We start from the raw sequence: 15,554 nt of genomic DNA, 5'->3' as shown, positions 1-15,554 counted from the left end.
AGAAGAGGGAAGACGGACACGGCGCGAGGGGTCGTGGAGACGGTCGCAGCCGTTGAGGACGAGCGTTGGAGTCGGGCGGCCGTACCGGGGCGCGTGTGGTGTCAGCGGCGAGTGGTCGCCGTCAGGCCGGCGTATCGCCCCGCCTGCTCCAGCAGTCGGGGGACACCCGTTTCGAGCGACGGCCCGAAGGTCTTGTCGTGGGGACGCTCCCCACGCTGCCAGCGGGTGTAGATGGCCTCGCAGAAAATCGCTGCCTTCCACAGTGCGAGGGTCTGGTACCAGGGCAGCGGGGTCAGATCGAGGCCCGTGCGGGACTCGTAGCGCTCTGCCAGTTGGCGCCGGGTGAGGTAGCCGGGCGACCGGGTCATCCGGGTGAGCTCGAGCGGGGTGGCAGGGCTGCCGGCCTCGGAGTAGGTGGCGGTGAGGTAGCCCAGGTCCGCGAGCGGGTCACCGAGCGTGGCCATTTCCCAGTCCAGGATCGCGAGGACCCTGGCCGGCGCCTGGGGTGCGAACATGAGGTTGCCCATGCGGTAGTCGCCGTGCACCACCGATGCCGCCTGGCTCGTCGGGAGACTACGGCCGAGCCAGTCCCCGACGCGCTCCACCGCGGGCAGGCTGCGTGTGGTGTTGACCTCCCACAACCCGTGGAACCTGTCGACCTGGCGCCGGAGATACCCCTCGGGGAAGCCCAGGGAGGCGAGTTCTCCTCCGGCCACGTCGATGCCGTGCAGGGCGACGAGGGTGTCGACGACCGCCTCGCTGGTGGCCCGGCGCTGTTCGGCGGGGGAGAGGTGGGGTGGGATCGTGTCGGTGATGACGATCCCGTCTAGCCGGGACATGAGGTAGAACGGCACGCCCAGCAGGGACGCGTCCTCGCATACCGCGACGATCTCCGGCACCGGCACTCCGTGGCCGCCGAGGATCTTCTGGATGCGCGCCTCGCGCACCATGTCGTGCGTCGATTTGGGAAGCGGCGGGCGCGGTCCACGGCGTAGTACGACGCACTCACTGCCTCGCCGGAGCAGGTAGGTGATGTTGGAGTGGCCGTCGCCGATGCGTTGCCACGCGAGCGGACCGCTGCCGATGCCGTGTGCGTCGAGGAAACCGGTGACCGCATCGAGGACCAGGAGCGGAGGGCTGTCGAGGTGACGGGCCCCGTCCCAGCTTGCGACGACCTCCACGCCGTCGGGGACGGTGTCCATCACGAGCCTCCGTCCCGGCCCACGACAGCGTCGCCCCGGTACCGCTCACCGGCCTGGACCGCTGCGCTGCGGCCGGCCGATGCGCGGCGGGCGATGGCCCACCGGTGGGTCTCGTTGGAGCCGTCGTAGATCCGGAACGGGCGGACCTCGTTGAGGTACTGCGCCAGCGGGAGCCCGTCGGAGACCCCGTCCCCTCCGCAGATCTGGACGGCACGGTCGACCACCCGGAAGACTGCCTCCGAGCAGTGCACCTTCGCCACCGACGACATCGCCGACCCCGCCTTCGGGTCACTGTGCAGCAGAGCCGCGGTCTTGGCGATGATCGCATCGGAGGTCTCGATGTCGATCACCGACTCGGCGATGAGGTGCTGTGCCAGGCCGAGCGAGTCGATCGGGCCGCCGAACAGCTCACGCCGCGCGGCCCGGTCCAGCGCGATGTCGTGCGCCCGCCGCGCCAGCCCCAGCCACCGCATGCAGTGTGTGAGACGCGCAGGTCCGAGCCGTACCTGCGCGTACCGGAATCCCAGCCCCACCTCGCCGAGCACCGCGTCGTCGGCGACGAAGCAGTCCTCCAGGTGGAGGTGCGGGTGACCGCCGTCGATGGAGCGGTCGACGGTGTGGATCGCCTCGCCGACCCGGATACCGGGGGTCGTCATGTCGACGAGGAACATGGTGGCCCCTTCGGGGGAGCCGTCGACGGCCGGCGTCCGCGCCATCACGATGCAGAACCCGGCACCGACAGCCCCGCTGGTGAACCGCTTGTGGCCGTCGATGATCCAGCCGCCGTCGGCGCGCACGGCTGTGGTCCGCAGCGCCGCCGGGTCGGACCCCGCTCCGGGGTGGGGCTCGGTCATGCCGAAGCACGACCGGACGTCCCCCGCCGCCAGAGGCGCGAGGTAGAGCTTCTTCTGCCTCTCGGTCGCGATCAGGTTGAGCATGTGCATGTTCCCCTCGTCGGGTGCCATGCAGTTGAGCGCCACGGGACCGATCGGCGAGTAGCCGGCCTCCTGCAGGATCGGTGACCAGTGCTCGATGGGCAGGCCCCGCCCGCCGTACTCCGCCGGCACGAGTGGCGCGAAGACACCGGCCCCCTTCGCCGCGGCCTGCAGTCGGGCACGGGTGGTCTGGTCGAGCCGTCCGCCCGGTGCGGGCTCGGCGTCTATGACGACCTCGCGAACGAACCGGCGAGTACGCTCACGCAGCTCCGCGATCTCCGGCGGAAGGTGAGGGGAAGTCATGGTAGTCCTTTGTCGGTTGGGCGCGGTCGTCACGCGGTACCGCCGGTGACCGTGAGGCCGCCGTCGACGGTGAGGATGTGGCCGGTGACCCAGGAGGAGTCCTCCGAGGCCAGGTACGCCACGGCGGAGGCGATGTCGGAGGGCACGCCCAGACGCCGCAGGGGGTAGGCGGCGGCCACCTCGGTTTCCTTGCCCTCGAACAGGGCTTCGGCGAACCGGGTCTTGACCACGGCGGGTGCCACCGCGTTGACACGGATGTCCGGGCCGAGCTCGACTGCCAGGGTCCTGGTCAGGTGGGACACCGCCGCCTTGCTCACGCCGTACAGGCCGATGCCGGGTGCGGGGGTTTCTCCGGTCACCGAGGAGAGGTTCACGACGGTGCCTCGGCGTTCGGTGAATCCGAGCTTCGGGTGGGCCACGGCGTCCTGCACCCAGGCGAGGGTCGCGAGGACGTTGACCTCCAGTACCTTGCGGGCGACATCGAGGTCCAGGCCGACGACGGGACCGTACGCCGGATTGATGCCCGCGTTGTTCACCAGGATGTCCAGTGCGCCGAACTCGCGAGCGACGGTGTCGAAGACCTCGCGGCGGTGCTCGGGGTCGTCCGCCTTGCCGGCGACGGTGATGACGCTGCCCTGGGGAAGAGCAGCGGCGGCCTTTTCGAGCGGTCCGCCCGTGCGTGCGGTGATGCACACGCGCGCTCCTTCGGCGACGAGCCGCTCGGCGACGGCGAGGCCGATACCCCGGCTCGCTCCGGTCACGATGGCGATGCGGCCCGAGAAACGGCTCTGGTCGGTGTGGTTCGCGCTCAACGATCAGTCCTTGGAGGGTGTACCGGCCCGGCGACTTCGATGCGGCGCAGTTCGGCACGGCGGATCTTGCCGCTCTGCGTCTTGGGCAGGTCGGCGAGGATATGGACCTCGCGGGGACACTTGTAGGCGGCCAGACGATCCCGGGCGAAGGCGATCAGCTCCTCCACCGTGGCGTGCAGGCCCGCCTTGAGCGAGACGTAGGCGACGACGGTCTCGCCGCGGTACGCGTCCGGCTGCCCGACGACGGCTGCCTCCAGCACCACCGGGTGCTCGTACAACGCGTCCTCGACCTCACGCGGCCAGACCTTGTACCCGGACACGTTGATCTGGTCCTTGAGCCGGTCCACCAGGTAGACCCAGCCCTCCTCGTCGATGACGGCGACGTCACCGGTACGGAGCCGGCCCTCCGGCATCGTCTGGCGGGTGACCTCGGGCTTGTCCCAGTAACCGGGCACCACCTGCGGCCCGCTCAACTCCAGTTCGCCCTGTTCCCCGCTCGGCACCGGATTGCCGTGCGGGTCCACGACGCGCGCGGTGAGGTGCGGCAGGGGCTTGCCGATGGAGAGCGTGCCGCTCGGCAGATGCACGGGGGCCCTGTCCCCCGGAGGCACGGCGATGACGGCGGACGTCGTCTCGGTCATCCCGTAGCCGTTGTGGAGGTAGACGCCGAATCGCTCCTGGAACCGCTCGACTGTGGTCGGGGGGATCGGCGCGCCGCCGGAGTACAGGGCCTTCACCGACGCGAAGTGCTCCGGTCCGGCCTGCGGCAGCCCGTAGAGGGCGTTGTACGCGGTGATGGAGCCGATGGTGTAGGTCACCCCGTGCTCGGCGAAGGCGTCCAGGGCGACTGCGGGGTGGAACCGGCCCGTGAGGGCGAGCGTGGTGTCGGTGAGCAGGGAGATCGTCGCGTTGACCACCGCGCCCGTGATGTGGAACAGCGGGGCCACGGCGAGCACGACGTCCCCGTCACCCACACCCATCCACGATGCGCACGTCGCCACCACGCTCAGGACGTTGCCGTGGGTGTTCATGGCACCCTTCGGCGGCCCCGTCGTTCCCGAGGTGTATGTCAGGAACGCGACGTCGTCGCGGTTCAGCTCCACGGGTGAGGGGCTGCGGCCCTCGAACTCGCCGATCAGGGCCACCAGGTTGCCGTCCGGTGCCGGAGCGTGGCGCTCCGCCGTCGTGAAGACCCGCGGATCGTTCCTCGACTGGTAATCCAGTTCCGACGTGCTGACCAGCCATCGGACCGTGCTCCCCGCCAGCGTGCCGAGCGTCTCGTGGACGTCCGAGTCTGCACAGACGACCCCGACCGCCCCGGAGTCGTCGATGATCCGGCGCAGCTCCTGACGCCGGTACATCGGATTGAGCCCCAGTGCCGTGGCCCCCAGCTTCCACAGGGCCAGCAGCACCAGCGCGTACTGCGGGATGTTCTGCAGGTACACGCCGACGCGATCACCCCGGCCGGTTCCGCGGGCCTCGAACGCGGCAGCCAGGGCGTCCGAGGCCGCGTCCACCTCCTGCGCGGACAGAGCGCCGTCGAAGAATCGGAGCGCTGTGCCGTCCGGGTTCCTCGCTACGCGTGTCTTCCAGGCGGCCACGAGCGAGTCGGGACCCGCGCCCGTCCCCGTGCCCAGCCCGTCGGGGGACGTGCCCGTCCGCCGGCTGTCATCCACTGTCATCTGCCGTCCTTCCCTCCTATGTCCATGCGCGTGGCTTGCCGGTCACGTGAGTTCGCGCTTGAGGATCTTTCCGGTGGACGTCATCGGCAGGGTCTGCACGATCTCCACGATGCGCGGGTACTTGTAGCCGGCCATCTGCTCCCTGCCCCAGGCGATCAGCTCGTCGGGTCGGGCCTCGGCGCCGCGGTCGAGGATGACGAACGCCTTGATCTCCTCACCGTGGCTTTCGTGCGGCACGCCGACGACCGCGGCCAGGCTGATCGCGGCGTGCGTCATCAGGACCTCCTCGATCTCGCGCGGGTAGACGTTGAAGCCGCCGCGGATGATCAGGTCCTTCGCCCGGTCGACGATGTAGTAGAAGCCGTCCTCGTCCCTCCGGGCCAGGTCACCGGTGCGGAACCAGCCGTCCCTGATGGCATCGGCGGTGGCCTCGGGGCGGCCGTGGTAGCCCTTCATGACGTTGTGGCCCTTGACCGTGATCTCGCCGATGGCACTCCCCGTGCCGTCGTCCTCGACCTCCGACCAGTCCGGCGTGACGAGCATGACCTCCACGCCCCAGATCGGCACACCGATGGAGCCGGGCCGGGGCTCTCGCGCCGGATCGCTGAAGGTCACCACCGGAGAGGTCTCGGAGAGGCCGTAGCCCTCCAGGACCTGGACGCCCAGCCGCTCCCTGACCTGCTTGATGAGTTCCGCGGGGAGCGAGGCACCGCCGGAGACACCGACGCGCAGGTTCCTGGCGATCCGCTCGACGTCGACGTCGTCGGTGAGCGCCTGCAGCAGGCCCCACCACATGGTGGGGACGCCCGCGAAGAAGGTGATGTCCTCCTGCCGCATCAGGGACACCGCCTGCCGGGCGTTGAACCGCGGCAGCAGCACCAGTGTGCTCGCCGTCGAGAAGCCGGCGTTCATCTGCACGGTCGCGCCGAAGGAGTGGAACAGCGGCAACACGACCAGGTGGGTGTCCAGGGCGGGTCGGTTCTCCAGCAGCCGGTTGCACGCCAGGGCGTTGAGAACGAGGTTGGCGTGGCTGAGTTCGGCGCCCTTCGCCTGTCCTGTCGTACCGCTCGTGTAGAGGAGCACGGCCGGGTCGTCCCCCGACGTCGCGATGCTGTCGAACGTCGTCGCAGTACCCTGCAGCGCGGCGCCCATGGTCTCGACGCCCTCGATCGGGCTTTCCGCCTCGGGGCCGGCGGCGACGAGGAAGAAGTGCTCGCAGCCCGGGGTCTCACTGAATCCGGCGTGTCCCTCCGCGCCCATCGGCAGGCCGGCGTCACCCTCGAAGCAGAAGTACGCCTTCGCCCCCGAGTCGGCGAGATGATAGGCGATCTCCCGGCTCTTGAGCAGGATGTTGAGTGGTACGACGACGGCGCCGGCCTTGAGGATCCCGTAGTAGACGATCGGGAAGTAGGGCACGTTCGGGCAACTGATCGCGACCTTGTCGCCGGGCCAGATACCCCGGTCGACCAAAAGGTTGGCGACCCGGTTGGCGGCTGCCTCGACCTGAGCGTAGGTGAGTCGCGTCGTGCCGAGGACGACGGCGTCCCGGTTCGGGTGTGTGCGGGCGGAGTCCTCGAGCAGGGTCGAGAGGTTCAACATGGTGTCTTCCGGGAAGGTGGACCGGGCCAGGCCGCGGGGGAACTGAACACGCGGCCTGGCTCGGAGGGGTTGGGGTTGATGCGCGGCTGGACGCGGACGTCACAGCCGCCGCAGCAGCCGGTCGAGGGCCTCGGCCGTCGCCTCGATGTCGGCGGTGGTGTGTGCCGTGCTGATGAAGACCTTGCCGGACGGCATGAACAGGAAGCCTTGACGCAGCATCTCTTCGAGGATCACGGTCCAGAGCCCGCTGGTCCCGTGGAGTCCGGTGGTTCCACCGGCGGGGACGTACTGGAGGAGCGAGCCGACCCGGTTGAAGCGGCCGAAGTCGGCAGACGAACCGAGAGCGCCGCCGACGAGAGCTTCGAACTCGGACGAGGTCCGTTCGAGCAGCTCGTAGACCGAAGGATCGGCCAGGACGCGCATCGTCGCCGCGACGGCCGCCAGTGCGACCGGGTTGGCGTTGAAGGTTCCGGCGTGCACGACGCCGGCCGTCACCTGATCGACCAGTTCGGCCCGGCCGACGACGGCGCTCTGGGTGAAGCCGCCGGCCATCGCCTTCCCGAAGACGGACAGGTCGGGCAGCACACCGTACTTCTCGGCCGCCCCGCCCCGTGCGATCCGGAACCCGGCGATCACCTCGTCGAAGACGAGGACGACGCCGTGCCGGTCGCAGAGGGTTCGCAGCGTCGACAGGAACTGCGGCGAGGGTGCTTCGACGCCCGCGTTGCTCATCACCGGGTCGACCAGCACGGCCGCGATGTCGCGCTCGGCGGACTCGCTCAGCAGCCGCTCGGCCAGCTGTACGTCGTTGAAGCGCGCCACCACCAGGTCGTCCAGCACACTGGCCGACTGCCCCGGTCCGCCGGGGGTGGCGGGGCGGTCGCAGTCTTTCTCGGACATCCCGGCGTACACGGTGTCGTGCCAGCCGTGGTAACTCTTGGCGAACTTGAGGACGCGGCGCCGCCCGGTGGCGGCCCGCGCGAGGCGCAGCGCCACCTGCACCGCTTCGGTCCCCGTATTGCTCCACAGCAGTCGCTCGCCGTGCGGCACGGCCTCGAGAACCGCTTCCGCCGCGAGATACTCGAGCGGGTGACCGGTGCCGACGACCTGCATCTGCGCCGCGACCTCGGACACCGCGGACACCACGCGCGGGTCACCGTGACCGAGGACGAGCGGGCCCCAGGCCATCACGTAGTCGACGTACCGGTCGCCGTCCAGGTCCCAGACGTACGCGCCCCGCGCCTCCCGCACGAAGAGCGGATGGGGAGGCATCGCGGCGCGCAGGCCCGAGCCCACACCCCCGCCGACGCTGCGGCGGGCTCGCTCGAAAGCCGAGCGTGATGATTCCAGGGCCATGAGATCGCCCCTGCCTTTCAGTACGTGATCACCGAGCGGATGCCGATGCCGCGCTTCATCTGGTCGAACGCCTCGTTGATGTCCTGGAGACCGATCACGCTCGTCACGAGGGAATCCAGGTCGATGCGGTTGTTCATGTAGTGGTCGATCAGCATGGGGAAGTCGGAATCCGGCTTGCTGGAGCCGTAGTTCGAGCCGATGAGCGACAGTTCCTGATCGGACATGACGAAGGGGTCGATGGAGATCCTCATGCCGTCCGCCACTTGCCCGGCGACTACCGCCGTGCCGCCTCGGGCCAGGACCTCGTAGGCCGACACGATGGTGCGGGGCAGCCCGATGGCCTCGATGGCGATCTCCACGCCGCGACCGTCGGTGAGTTGCTGCACCCTGTCGGCGAAATTCTCGCGGGTGTTGTTGATCACGTCGGTCGCACCGAAGACGCCTGCCTGCTCGAGCTTCTCGTCGGAGATGTCCGCGGCGATGATCCTCCGGGCGCCGGCGAGCCGGGCCCCCTGGATCGCGTTCAGCCCGACACCGCCGCAGCCGAGGACCAGCACGGTGTCGCTCGGCCGCACGCCGGCCGTGTTGACGGCTGCGCCGATGCCGGTCGTGACGGCGCATCCGACCAAGGCCGACTGCGGGAACGGGGCGTCGTCCCGGATGGCGATCGCGGCCGACTCGGGCACGAGGGTGTACTGGCCGAACGTTCCGAGGCCCGCGAAGCTGTAGACGTCGCCCTCGTCCACGGACGTGATTCGGGTCCGGCCGTCGAACGAGAGGTGGTTCGCCGAGTGTTCGCTGACCATGTCACACAGGACGGGCCTGCCGCTGATGCAGTAGGAGCAGCGACGACACGAAGGCGTCCAGGACAGCACGACGTGATCGCCCTTCTTCAGGGTCGTGACGCCGTCTCCGACGCTTTCGATGATCCCGGCCCCTTCATGGCCGAGGATCATCGGCGATGGGACCTCCCATTCGCCCACGAGCACGTGCAGGTCGCTGTGGCACACTCCGCTCGCCTTGAGCCGCACGAGGACCTCGCCGGGCGGAGGCGTCGAGGGAAGACTCACTCGTTCGATGGTCAGTGGTTCGTTCGGCGTCCTGAAGACAGCGGCGTCGAATTCGATGGTCATGGCGGTTTTCCTTCTGCGCGGTGCGGCGATCACGTCCGGGCGGTGCGGATGAGCTTCTTGTTGGCGAACTCGTCGATTCCGGCCCGCCCCAGTTCGCGGCCAAAACCGGACTGCTTCACCCCGCCGAACGGCAGTTCCGCGCCTTCGAGGCCGACGCCGTTGACGAAGACCATGCCGGCCTCGATCCTGTCGGCGACGCGCAGCGCCTGCTCGGCGTCCGTCGTGAACACGTAGGAGCCCAGCCCGTACGGGGTTCCGTTCGCCAGCTCGACGGCCTCGTCCTCGGATCCGACTCGGTACACGGTCGCCACGGGGCCGAAGAGCTCCTCGGTGGCCGACGCCGACGTCGGCGAGACGCCCGTCAGAACGCCGGGCGGGAAGTACGCTCCTTCTCGCTGTCGTGCGGAGACGAAGGTCGCCCCGTCGGCGACGGCTCGCTCGACCTGCTCCTCGAGGTACTCGGCGGCGGCGACCGAGGAGAGCGGCGTCAGCCCGTCGGTCAGGGCGAGCACCTTCTCGGTGAACTTGTCGAGGAAGGCGTCGTAGAGGTCCTCGGCGACGATGAAGCGCTTCGCGGCGTTGCACGCCTGCCCGGTGTTCTCGAACCGCGTCTCGACCGCCGCCTGGACCGTGGCGTCGAGGTCGTCGGCCGACAGCACGATGAAGGGATCCGAGCCGCCCAGCTCGAGCACCACCTTCTTGAGGCTGCGCCCGGCCTTCTCGGCGACCTCCGCGCCGGCCCGCTCCGAACCGGTGAAGGAGACGCCCTGCACCCTGGGGTCCGCTATGGCCCGAGCGATCTGCTCGCCGGTGGCGTGGACGTTGACGTAAGCGCCCCGGGGGAAGCCTGCGTCCGTGAACAGCTGCTGAAGCGCCTCGGACGACTCCGGACACTGCGACGCGTGCTTGAGCACGATGGTGTTGCCCAGCGCGAGGTTGGGCGCGGCGAACCGGGCAACCTGGTAGTACGGGTAGTTCCAGGGCATGATCCCCAGCAGCACGCCGACCGGCTGGCGACGGATGAAGGCGGTGCCCTCTCCCTCCAGGAGCTCGATCGGTTCGTCGGTGAGGAACTTCTCCGCGTTCTCGGCGTAGTACCTGTAGATCGAGGCGCTGAACTCGACCTCCGCGACGGCCTCGTCCACCGGCTTGCCCATCTCCCGGTGGATGATCTCGGCAAGCTGCGCGCTGCGCTCGTCGTGCAGCGTGGCTGCCTTGTTCAACAGTTGGACGCGCTGTTCCACGGAACTCTGCCTCGACCACTGTGCGTAGGCTTCTGCCGCCGCGTCGACCGCTCCCGCGACGGCCTCGTCCGTCGCGGTGGGGTACTCCTTGACCAGCTTGCCGCTGGCGGGGTCCACGACCGCGTACACGTGCCTCTTCGCCATGCTGACTCCTTCTTCGTCTTCGGGGTTCATGCGAGGGTTCCGGTTGCGCGGGCCGGCTTCGCGTCCAAGGCCGCGTTGTGGTCGTGCAGCGCGCGGTAGGCGCGGAAGTAGACGAATCCCTGGGTGCCCCATGTCGCCAGTGCGGCGGTGTAGAAGATCGTGCGGTCCGCGTCGTCGAAGGGCAGGGGGAAGAAGTCGTAGGTCAACGCGATGGTTGTTCCTGCAGCCGTGACCAGGCCCGTCCAGATCGCGGGCCGCTTCGCGCCCGCGTTCCAGAGCCGTTTCGCGAAGTACGCGAGGAAGACCGCCGTGAGGAGATTGGCGACCACGTAGAAGACGGCGACCCAGAACGCGGCGTGGTCGGTGTGGAGGTTGGCGCCGTGGAACTGCCGGAGGAAGAGGCCGGCCACGATCGCGACTCCGAACACGGCGACGTCGACGCCGAGGCTCGGCTTGTAGCGACGGGTGACCTTCATCAGGCCCATGACCAGGATGAGCGTGATGCCGACTGCCCGGGAGAAGGCGTCGAGGAAGTACGCCAGGTCGTACAGGACGCTGTCGTTGTCGGCTCCGGACAGTGACCAGAGCAGGAAGTTGCTGCCCGATGTGGCGACGACCATCCACTCGAGGCCGAGGAGGTAGTTGCCGTACCGGCGGATGAACCTCCAGCCGTAGAAGTAGCCGGCGAAGATCATCCACAGGTCGGCGAGCAGGAACAGCGCTTCCTTCATCGCAACGCCCCCTCTCGGACGTCGCGGGACAGGAGGGCGGCGATGCTCTCGGCGGTGCGCTGGCCGGTCAGAACCGCGCCGTTCATGGTGCCGGCCCATTCGCCGGCGGTTTCGCTGCCGGCCCAGTGGATTCGCCCGTGGGGCTCCGACAGCGCCTTGCCGAAGCTCGTGGTCGCGTAGGGGGCGACAGCGGGATTGGGGCCGCCCGGGGCGAAGGGCTCCGCTCCCCAGCAGTGGTCCACGTAGTCGATCGGAGTGCGGGCCTGCGGACCGTAGAGGTCGGCCAGCTGCTGGACGACCCGGTCGCGCCGGGTTTCAGGGCTGAAGCCGTCGAAGACGCGCGGATCGCAGAAGGCCATCATGACGCCCGGTCCGCTGTGGGCGGGAGACACGTCGAAGGTGATGAACACGGTTCCGGTGTCGGTCACCGCCTCGCCGGAGAATCCCTCGGCCCGCCAGAACGGCTTCTCGTAGGCCACGAAAGCCTTGCTCAGCACACCCATGCGCCAGGTTCGCGTGAGCCCTTCACCCTGCTCGGGCAGGGCGGGCTCGAACTCGATGGCGGCGCGGTGCGCCGGCGAGGCCGTGACGACCGCGTACCTGGCGTGGATCTCGCCGGAGTCGGTGCGAACGGTGACACCATGGTCGTCCTGCGTGATACGGCGCACCGGTGTCTGCAGGCGCACGCGGTCGCCGAGCCGCTCCGCCACCCGATGGGCGATCTCCTGGGTGGTTTCGACGATCCGGTCCTGCTGCTGACCGCCGTCGACGTCCAGCATGTGGTCGAGGCCGCCCGCCGAGCGGATGTAGCGCAGTGCGTGCAGCAAGGAGACGTCTCCCGGAGTGCATCCCCACTGCACCTTGCTGATGACGGTCATCAGCGCGCGGGTGCTGGGCAGTGCGTTCTTCCGGTCGAGCCACTCACCGAACGAGATGGCGTCGAGCCGGTCGGCCCCGGGCGTCTCCCAGGCGGCGTTCACGTCGACGGTCGCGACCAGCTTGTTCACCGCCGTCTGCATGCGGGCCATGTCCACCAGGGCAAGGGGGGAGACCTTGGGAATGGTGCCGCTGTAGGTGCGGCGCCGACCCGCCATCCACAGCACGTTGCGGCCCTGGGCGAACTGGTCGGTCGTGGTGCACCCCACCCGGCTCGCGAGGTCTCGGACGGCGGTGTGGCGCCGCGCCGCCCACGTCGCTCCGAGGTCGACCTTCACGCCCGCCACCTCGCCGGAGAGCGAACGCCCTCCGACCCGGTCGCGGCCTTCCACGACCACGACGGACCGCCCGATGCTCACCAGCCGCTCGGCAGCGCTCAGACCGGCGAAGCCGGCACCGACGACCACGACGTCGACCGGCGTGCCCTTGGCGCGGGGCTCACGAGATCCGGACATGGTTTCCTCCTTCACCCACGCGGTTCGCGTGCTGCGAGATGAAGCTCGTGATGGGATCGACGAGGGTCTCGGGAATGTGATGGCCCATGCCGGGAATGACCACGTGCTGGGCCGAGCGGATCGCCTGGACGGTCGCGGCGCCGCCGCTCGGGTTGACCAGCGGGTCTCGATCGCCGTTGATGACCAAGGTCGGGGCCGTGATCTTGCTCAACTGGGCCGTCCGGTCTCCGGAGTGCTTGATGGCCTGTATCTGGCGCGCGGTGCCGGCCGCCAGGTCACCAGCGCTGCGATCCCACCCGCGCGCCGCGATGGCGGCCTCGGCCGCGTCGTCGATGGGATGTTCCGTTCCCGCGATGTGCCGGGTGAGCCGCAGATGGGCACGGACCGCCGCGGTTCTGGTCCTCGCCGGCGGGGCGGCAAGGAGCCGGATCGTCGACAGAGCCGGCTGGCCCACCTTCCTCGCCCCGGTGGTCGAGTAGAGGGAAGTCAGTGACAGAACACGCTCGGGCGCCGTGGCCGCGATCGTTTGCGCGATCATCCCGCCCATTGACCGCCCCACCAGGTGCACTCGCGAGATCCCGAGATGGTCGAGTACGCCGATGCCGTCCCGGGCCATGTCGGCCAGCGCGTACGCGTCGCCGCGCGGTCGTCCCGCGATCTGACGCCAGAGACCGGGAGGGGGAGCGGCGACGAACGTCGACTGACCGGCGTCGCGGTTGTCGATCGCGACGACCCGGAAGCCGCGGGTGACGAGTGAGCCGACGAACGAGCCGGTCCAGAAGGTGAGGTCCTCGCCCAGTCCCGCGACGAGCAGCATCGCGGGGTCGGCCTTGTCGCCGTAGTCCCGGAAGCAGATCCTGATCCCGGACGGCGAGGTCGCGTACTGGTCGACGCCCTCGGCGCCGCTCATCTCAGGCATGGGTGGCTCGCCTCCCGTCGGATGACTGCGCGGCGGCCGTTCGACGGGTGCCGAACTCGAGGTTCTCGTCGGCCACCGGACCGCGGAGCGCCCTGGCGTCCTCGGGGTAGGACATCGCCATCCGCCAGGGTTTCTCGGGGCCCTGCTTGGGCAGGAGCTTCTCGCCGCGCTTGGCGTACCCGGCCTGAAGGTCCATGACGGGCCTGCGGTTCGTTCCCGACGGCGCGACCGGAACCACCGTGTCGTATCCGCGGGAGTCCATGTGTCGGACCAGGTCGATGAAGTAGCGACACATCAGGCTCACCTTGAGCGTCCAGGACGAGGTGGTGTAGCCGATCGCCATCGCCCAGTTCGGGATCCCGCTCAGCAGCATGCCGCGGTAACAGAGCGCGTCCGCGATGTCGACCTGGCGCCCGTCCACCACGATGGGCATGCCGTCGAAGAGCCGCAGGTTGAGCCCCGTGGCGGTGATGATGACGTCGGCTTCCAGTTCCTCGCCCGACGCCAGGACGATTCCGCGCTTGCTGAAACGCGCCACGGCGTCGGTGACGACGGAGGCCCTTCGTTCCTTGACCGCGTCGAAGAAGTCCCCGTCCGGTGCCACGCACAGTCGTTGGTCCCACGGGTTGTACGGCGGGTTGAAGTGCTTGTCGACGTCGAATCCCTTGGGAAGGCGCTTGACGTTCTCGCGCCGGATGAATGCCCGCCCGGCCTTGGGGAAGGTCCGTAGGCCCTTGACGACGGCGTGTTCGGTCCAGATGTTCTTGAACCGCGTCATGGCATACCCGCGTTCTTCCCCGAGCAGCTTCGTGAGCGCCAGGGCGACCCTGTCGACACGGGGGAGCGCCATGACGTAGGTGGGGGTGCGCTGCAGCATCGTCACGTGCCGGGCGGCCCCCGCCCCGGTGGTCATGGCCGGCACCAGCGTGATCGCCGTCGCGCCGCTCCCGATGACGACGACCTTCTTCCCGCTGTAGTCGAGATCCTCGGGCCAGTGCTGCGGGTGAACGATCTGGCCCTCGAAGTCGTCCCGCCCAGGGAACTCCGGGGAGAATCCCTCGTCGTACCGGTAGTAGCCGGTGGCGGCAAAGACCCATCCCGCGTGGATCGTCTTGATCCGGGGCGCTCCCGTGGCGGGGTCCGACGTCTGGACGGTGAGGGTCCACCGTGAGTCCGCCGTGGACCACTCCGAGCGGACGACCCGGTGGCCGAGCTTGAGGACGCGCTCCAGGCCGTTCTCCTCGACGGTCTCGTGCAGGTAGTCCTTGATGAGGGGAGCGTCGGCGATCGCGGCTTCGTGGCGCCAGGGCTTGAACGCGTATCCGAACGTGTGGAGATCGGAATCCGAGCGGATACCGGGATAGCGGAACAGGTCCCAAGTGCCTCCGATGTCGTCGCGCGCTTCCAGCACGGCGAGCGACTTTTCGGGGAGCTCTCGGCTGAAATAGGTGGCCGCGCCGATCCCGGAGATCCCTGCTCCGACGATCACCACGTCGAACTCCTCGACGGCGTCCAACACCTCAGCTGTCATGGCGTTTCCTCGCTGTTCCTGTGGCGGTCGCTTCACTGTCCCCAGCCGCGACCGCGGTGAGAACGACAGTGAGCACCTGCTTCGCCCGGGCCCGGTGCAGGATGCACAGGCGGGTGAGACGCCGCGCTCATACGGTGGTGGACGTCCGGGCAGTGACCTCGGTGGAGGTCGTGTTCGGCTGTTCGCGGCGCAGGACGCCTGGCGGCGCCTCCGCAGAGGCCGGCCTCGCCGCAGCCATTGCGGTGCCCTCATCGGCGTGATAGACGTTTGCCGCGTTTAGTAGCACTAAACACCTCGTCGCGGTTGCGCCGGCATCGCTGTCGTCACGTCTTCGCCGCGCCTCGGGGACCACCTACGTATCGAGCCGAGGCGGATCGCGCTGTCACTCGTGCTGTCGCGGCCGAGAGGAAGCGACGAGCAGACCAGCTCTCGCTCGGGGCCACGACTCTCAGAACTGAGCCGGAGCAGCAGAAGCCGGGTCCCTCGCCCTGCTGCTGAGGTGCCGCGCCGGTCCGCTTCGTGTGGCCGTACCACCTCACGCACTCATTCATCCACCCATGACGAGCCGGAAC

General features: G+C 69.0%; 12 protein-coding genes. All 12 read right to left on the bottom strand.

Annotated elements, in window-relative coordinates:
* Positions 1 to 101: 101 nt before the first annotated feature.
* The 12 genes from ACIBCJ_RS14815 to ACIBCJ_RS14760 all read right to left on the bottom strand — a co-directional run bounded on the left by ACIBCJ_RS14815 (position 102) and on the right by ACIBCJ_RS14760 (position 14,982).
* The gene (locus ACIBCJ_RS14815) at positions 102 to 1,202 is read right to left on the bottom strand and encodes a phosphotransferase family protein (protein WP_362093352.1); all 1,101 of its coding nucleotides are present in this window, start codon (positions 1,200 to 1,202) and stop codon (positions 102 to 104) included.
* Positions 1,202 to 2,440, bottom strand: a complete 1,239-nt coding sequence (locus ACIBCJ_RS14810) for an acyl-CoA dehydrogenase family protein (protein WP_362093355.1) — start codon at positions 2,438 to 2,440, stop codon at positions 1,202 to 1,204. Before ACIBCJ_RS14810 ends, ACIBCJ_RS14815 begins: the two co-directional genes overlap by 1 nt.
* 29 nt (positions 2,441 to 2,469) lie before the next feature.
* A complete protein-coding gene (locus tag ACIBCJ_RS14805; RefSeq protein WP_362093358.1) occupies positions 2,470 to 3,252 on the bottom strand; it encodes an SDR family oxidoreductase in 783 nt (260 codons plus the stop codon).
* Positions 3,249 to 4,934, bottom strand: a complete 1,686-nt coding sequence (locus tag ACIBCJ_RS14800) for an AMP-binding protein (RefSeq protein ID WP_365978216.1) — start codon at positions 4,932 to 4,934, stop codon at positions 3,249 to 3,251. The genes ACIBCJ_RS14805 and ACIBCJ_RS14800 overlap by 4 nt, the downstream gene beginning before the upstream one ends.
* Positions 4,935 to 4,976: 42 nt before the next feature.
* A complete protein-coding gene (locus ACIBCJ_RS14795; RefSeq protein ID WP_365978215.1) occupies positions 4,977 to 6,533 on the bottom strand; it encodes a long-chain fatty acid--CoA ligase in 1,557 nt (518 codons plus the stop codon).
* Between the two features lie 99 nt (positions 6,534 to 6,632).
* Complete coding sequence (locus ACIBCJ_RS14790; protein WP_362093367.1) at positions 6,633 to 7,889, bottom strand: aminotransferase class III-fold pyridoxal phosphate-dependent enzyme; 1,257 nt, start codon at positions 7,887 to 7,889, stop codon at positions 6,633 to 6,635.
* A 17-nt stretch (positions 7,890 to 7,906) separates the two neighbouring features.
* Positions 7,907 to 9,022 carry a Zn-dependent alcohol dehydrogenase gene (locus ACIBCJ_RS14785; protein ID WP_362093370.1) on the bottom strand — a complete coding sequence of 372 codons (1,116 nt, stop codon included), beginning with the start codon at positions 9,020 to 9,022 and terminating at the stop codon, positions 7,907 to 7,909.
* 29 nt (positions 9,023 to 9,051) lie between these two features.
* On the bottom strand, positions 9,052 to 10,410 hold the full coding sequence (locus ACIBCJ_RS14780) for an NAD-dependent succinate-semialdehyde dehydrogenase (RefSeq protein ID WP_362093373.1): 1,359 nt from the start codon (positions 10,408 to 10,410) through the stop codon (positions 9,052 to 9,054).
* A 26-nt stretch (positions 10,411 to 10,436) separates the two neighbouring features.
* Positions 10,437 to 11,141, bottom strand: a complete 705-nt coding sequence (locus tag ACIBCJ_RS14775; RefSeq protein ID WP_362093376.1) for a transporter — start codon at positions 11,139 to 11,141, stop codon at positions 10,437 to 10,439.
* Entirely contained in the window at positions 11,138 to 12,532 is a 1,395-nt protein-coding gene (locus ACIBCJ_RS14770; RefSeq protein ID WP_362093379.1) for a flavin monoamine oxidase family protein, read from the bottom strand. Before ACIBCJ_RS14770 ends, ACIBCJ_RS14775 begins: the two co-directional genes overlap by 4 nt.
* Complete coding sequence (locus ACIBCJ_RS14765) at positions 12,516 to 13,451, bottom strand: alpha/beta hydrolase (protein WP_362093382.1); 936 nt, start codon at positions 13,449 to 13,451, stop codon at positions 12,516 to 12,518. Before ACIBCJ_RS14765 ends, ACIBCJ_RS14770 begins: the two co-directional genes overlap by 17 nt.
* Positions 13,444 to 14,982 (bottom strand): NAD(P)/FAD-dependent oxidoreductase, encoded by a 1,539-nt coding sequence (locus tag ACIBCJ_RS14760; protein WP_362093385.1) that lies wholly within the window; start codon positions 14,980 to 14,982, stop codon positions 13,444 to 13,446. The genes ACIBCJ_RS14765 and ACIBCJ_RS14760 overlap by 8 nt, the downstream gene beginning before the upstream one ends.
* Positions 14,983 to 15,554 lie beyond the last annotated feature (572 nt).

Source organism: Streptomyces sp. NPDC051136 (genome assembly GCF_044455745.1).
In the GTDB taxonomy this organism is placed as follows: Bacteria; Actinomycetota; Actinomycetes; order Streptomycetales; family Streptomycetaceae; genus Streptomyces.
Note: the sequence above shows the minus strand (reverse complement) of the source record. Positions and strands in the feature narration are given on the sequence as shown.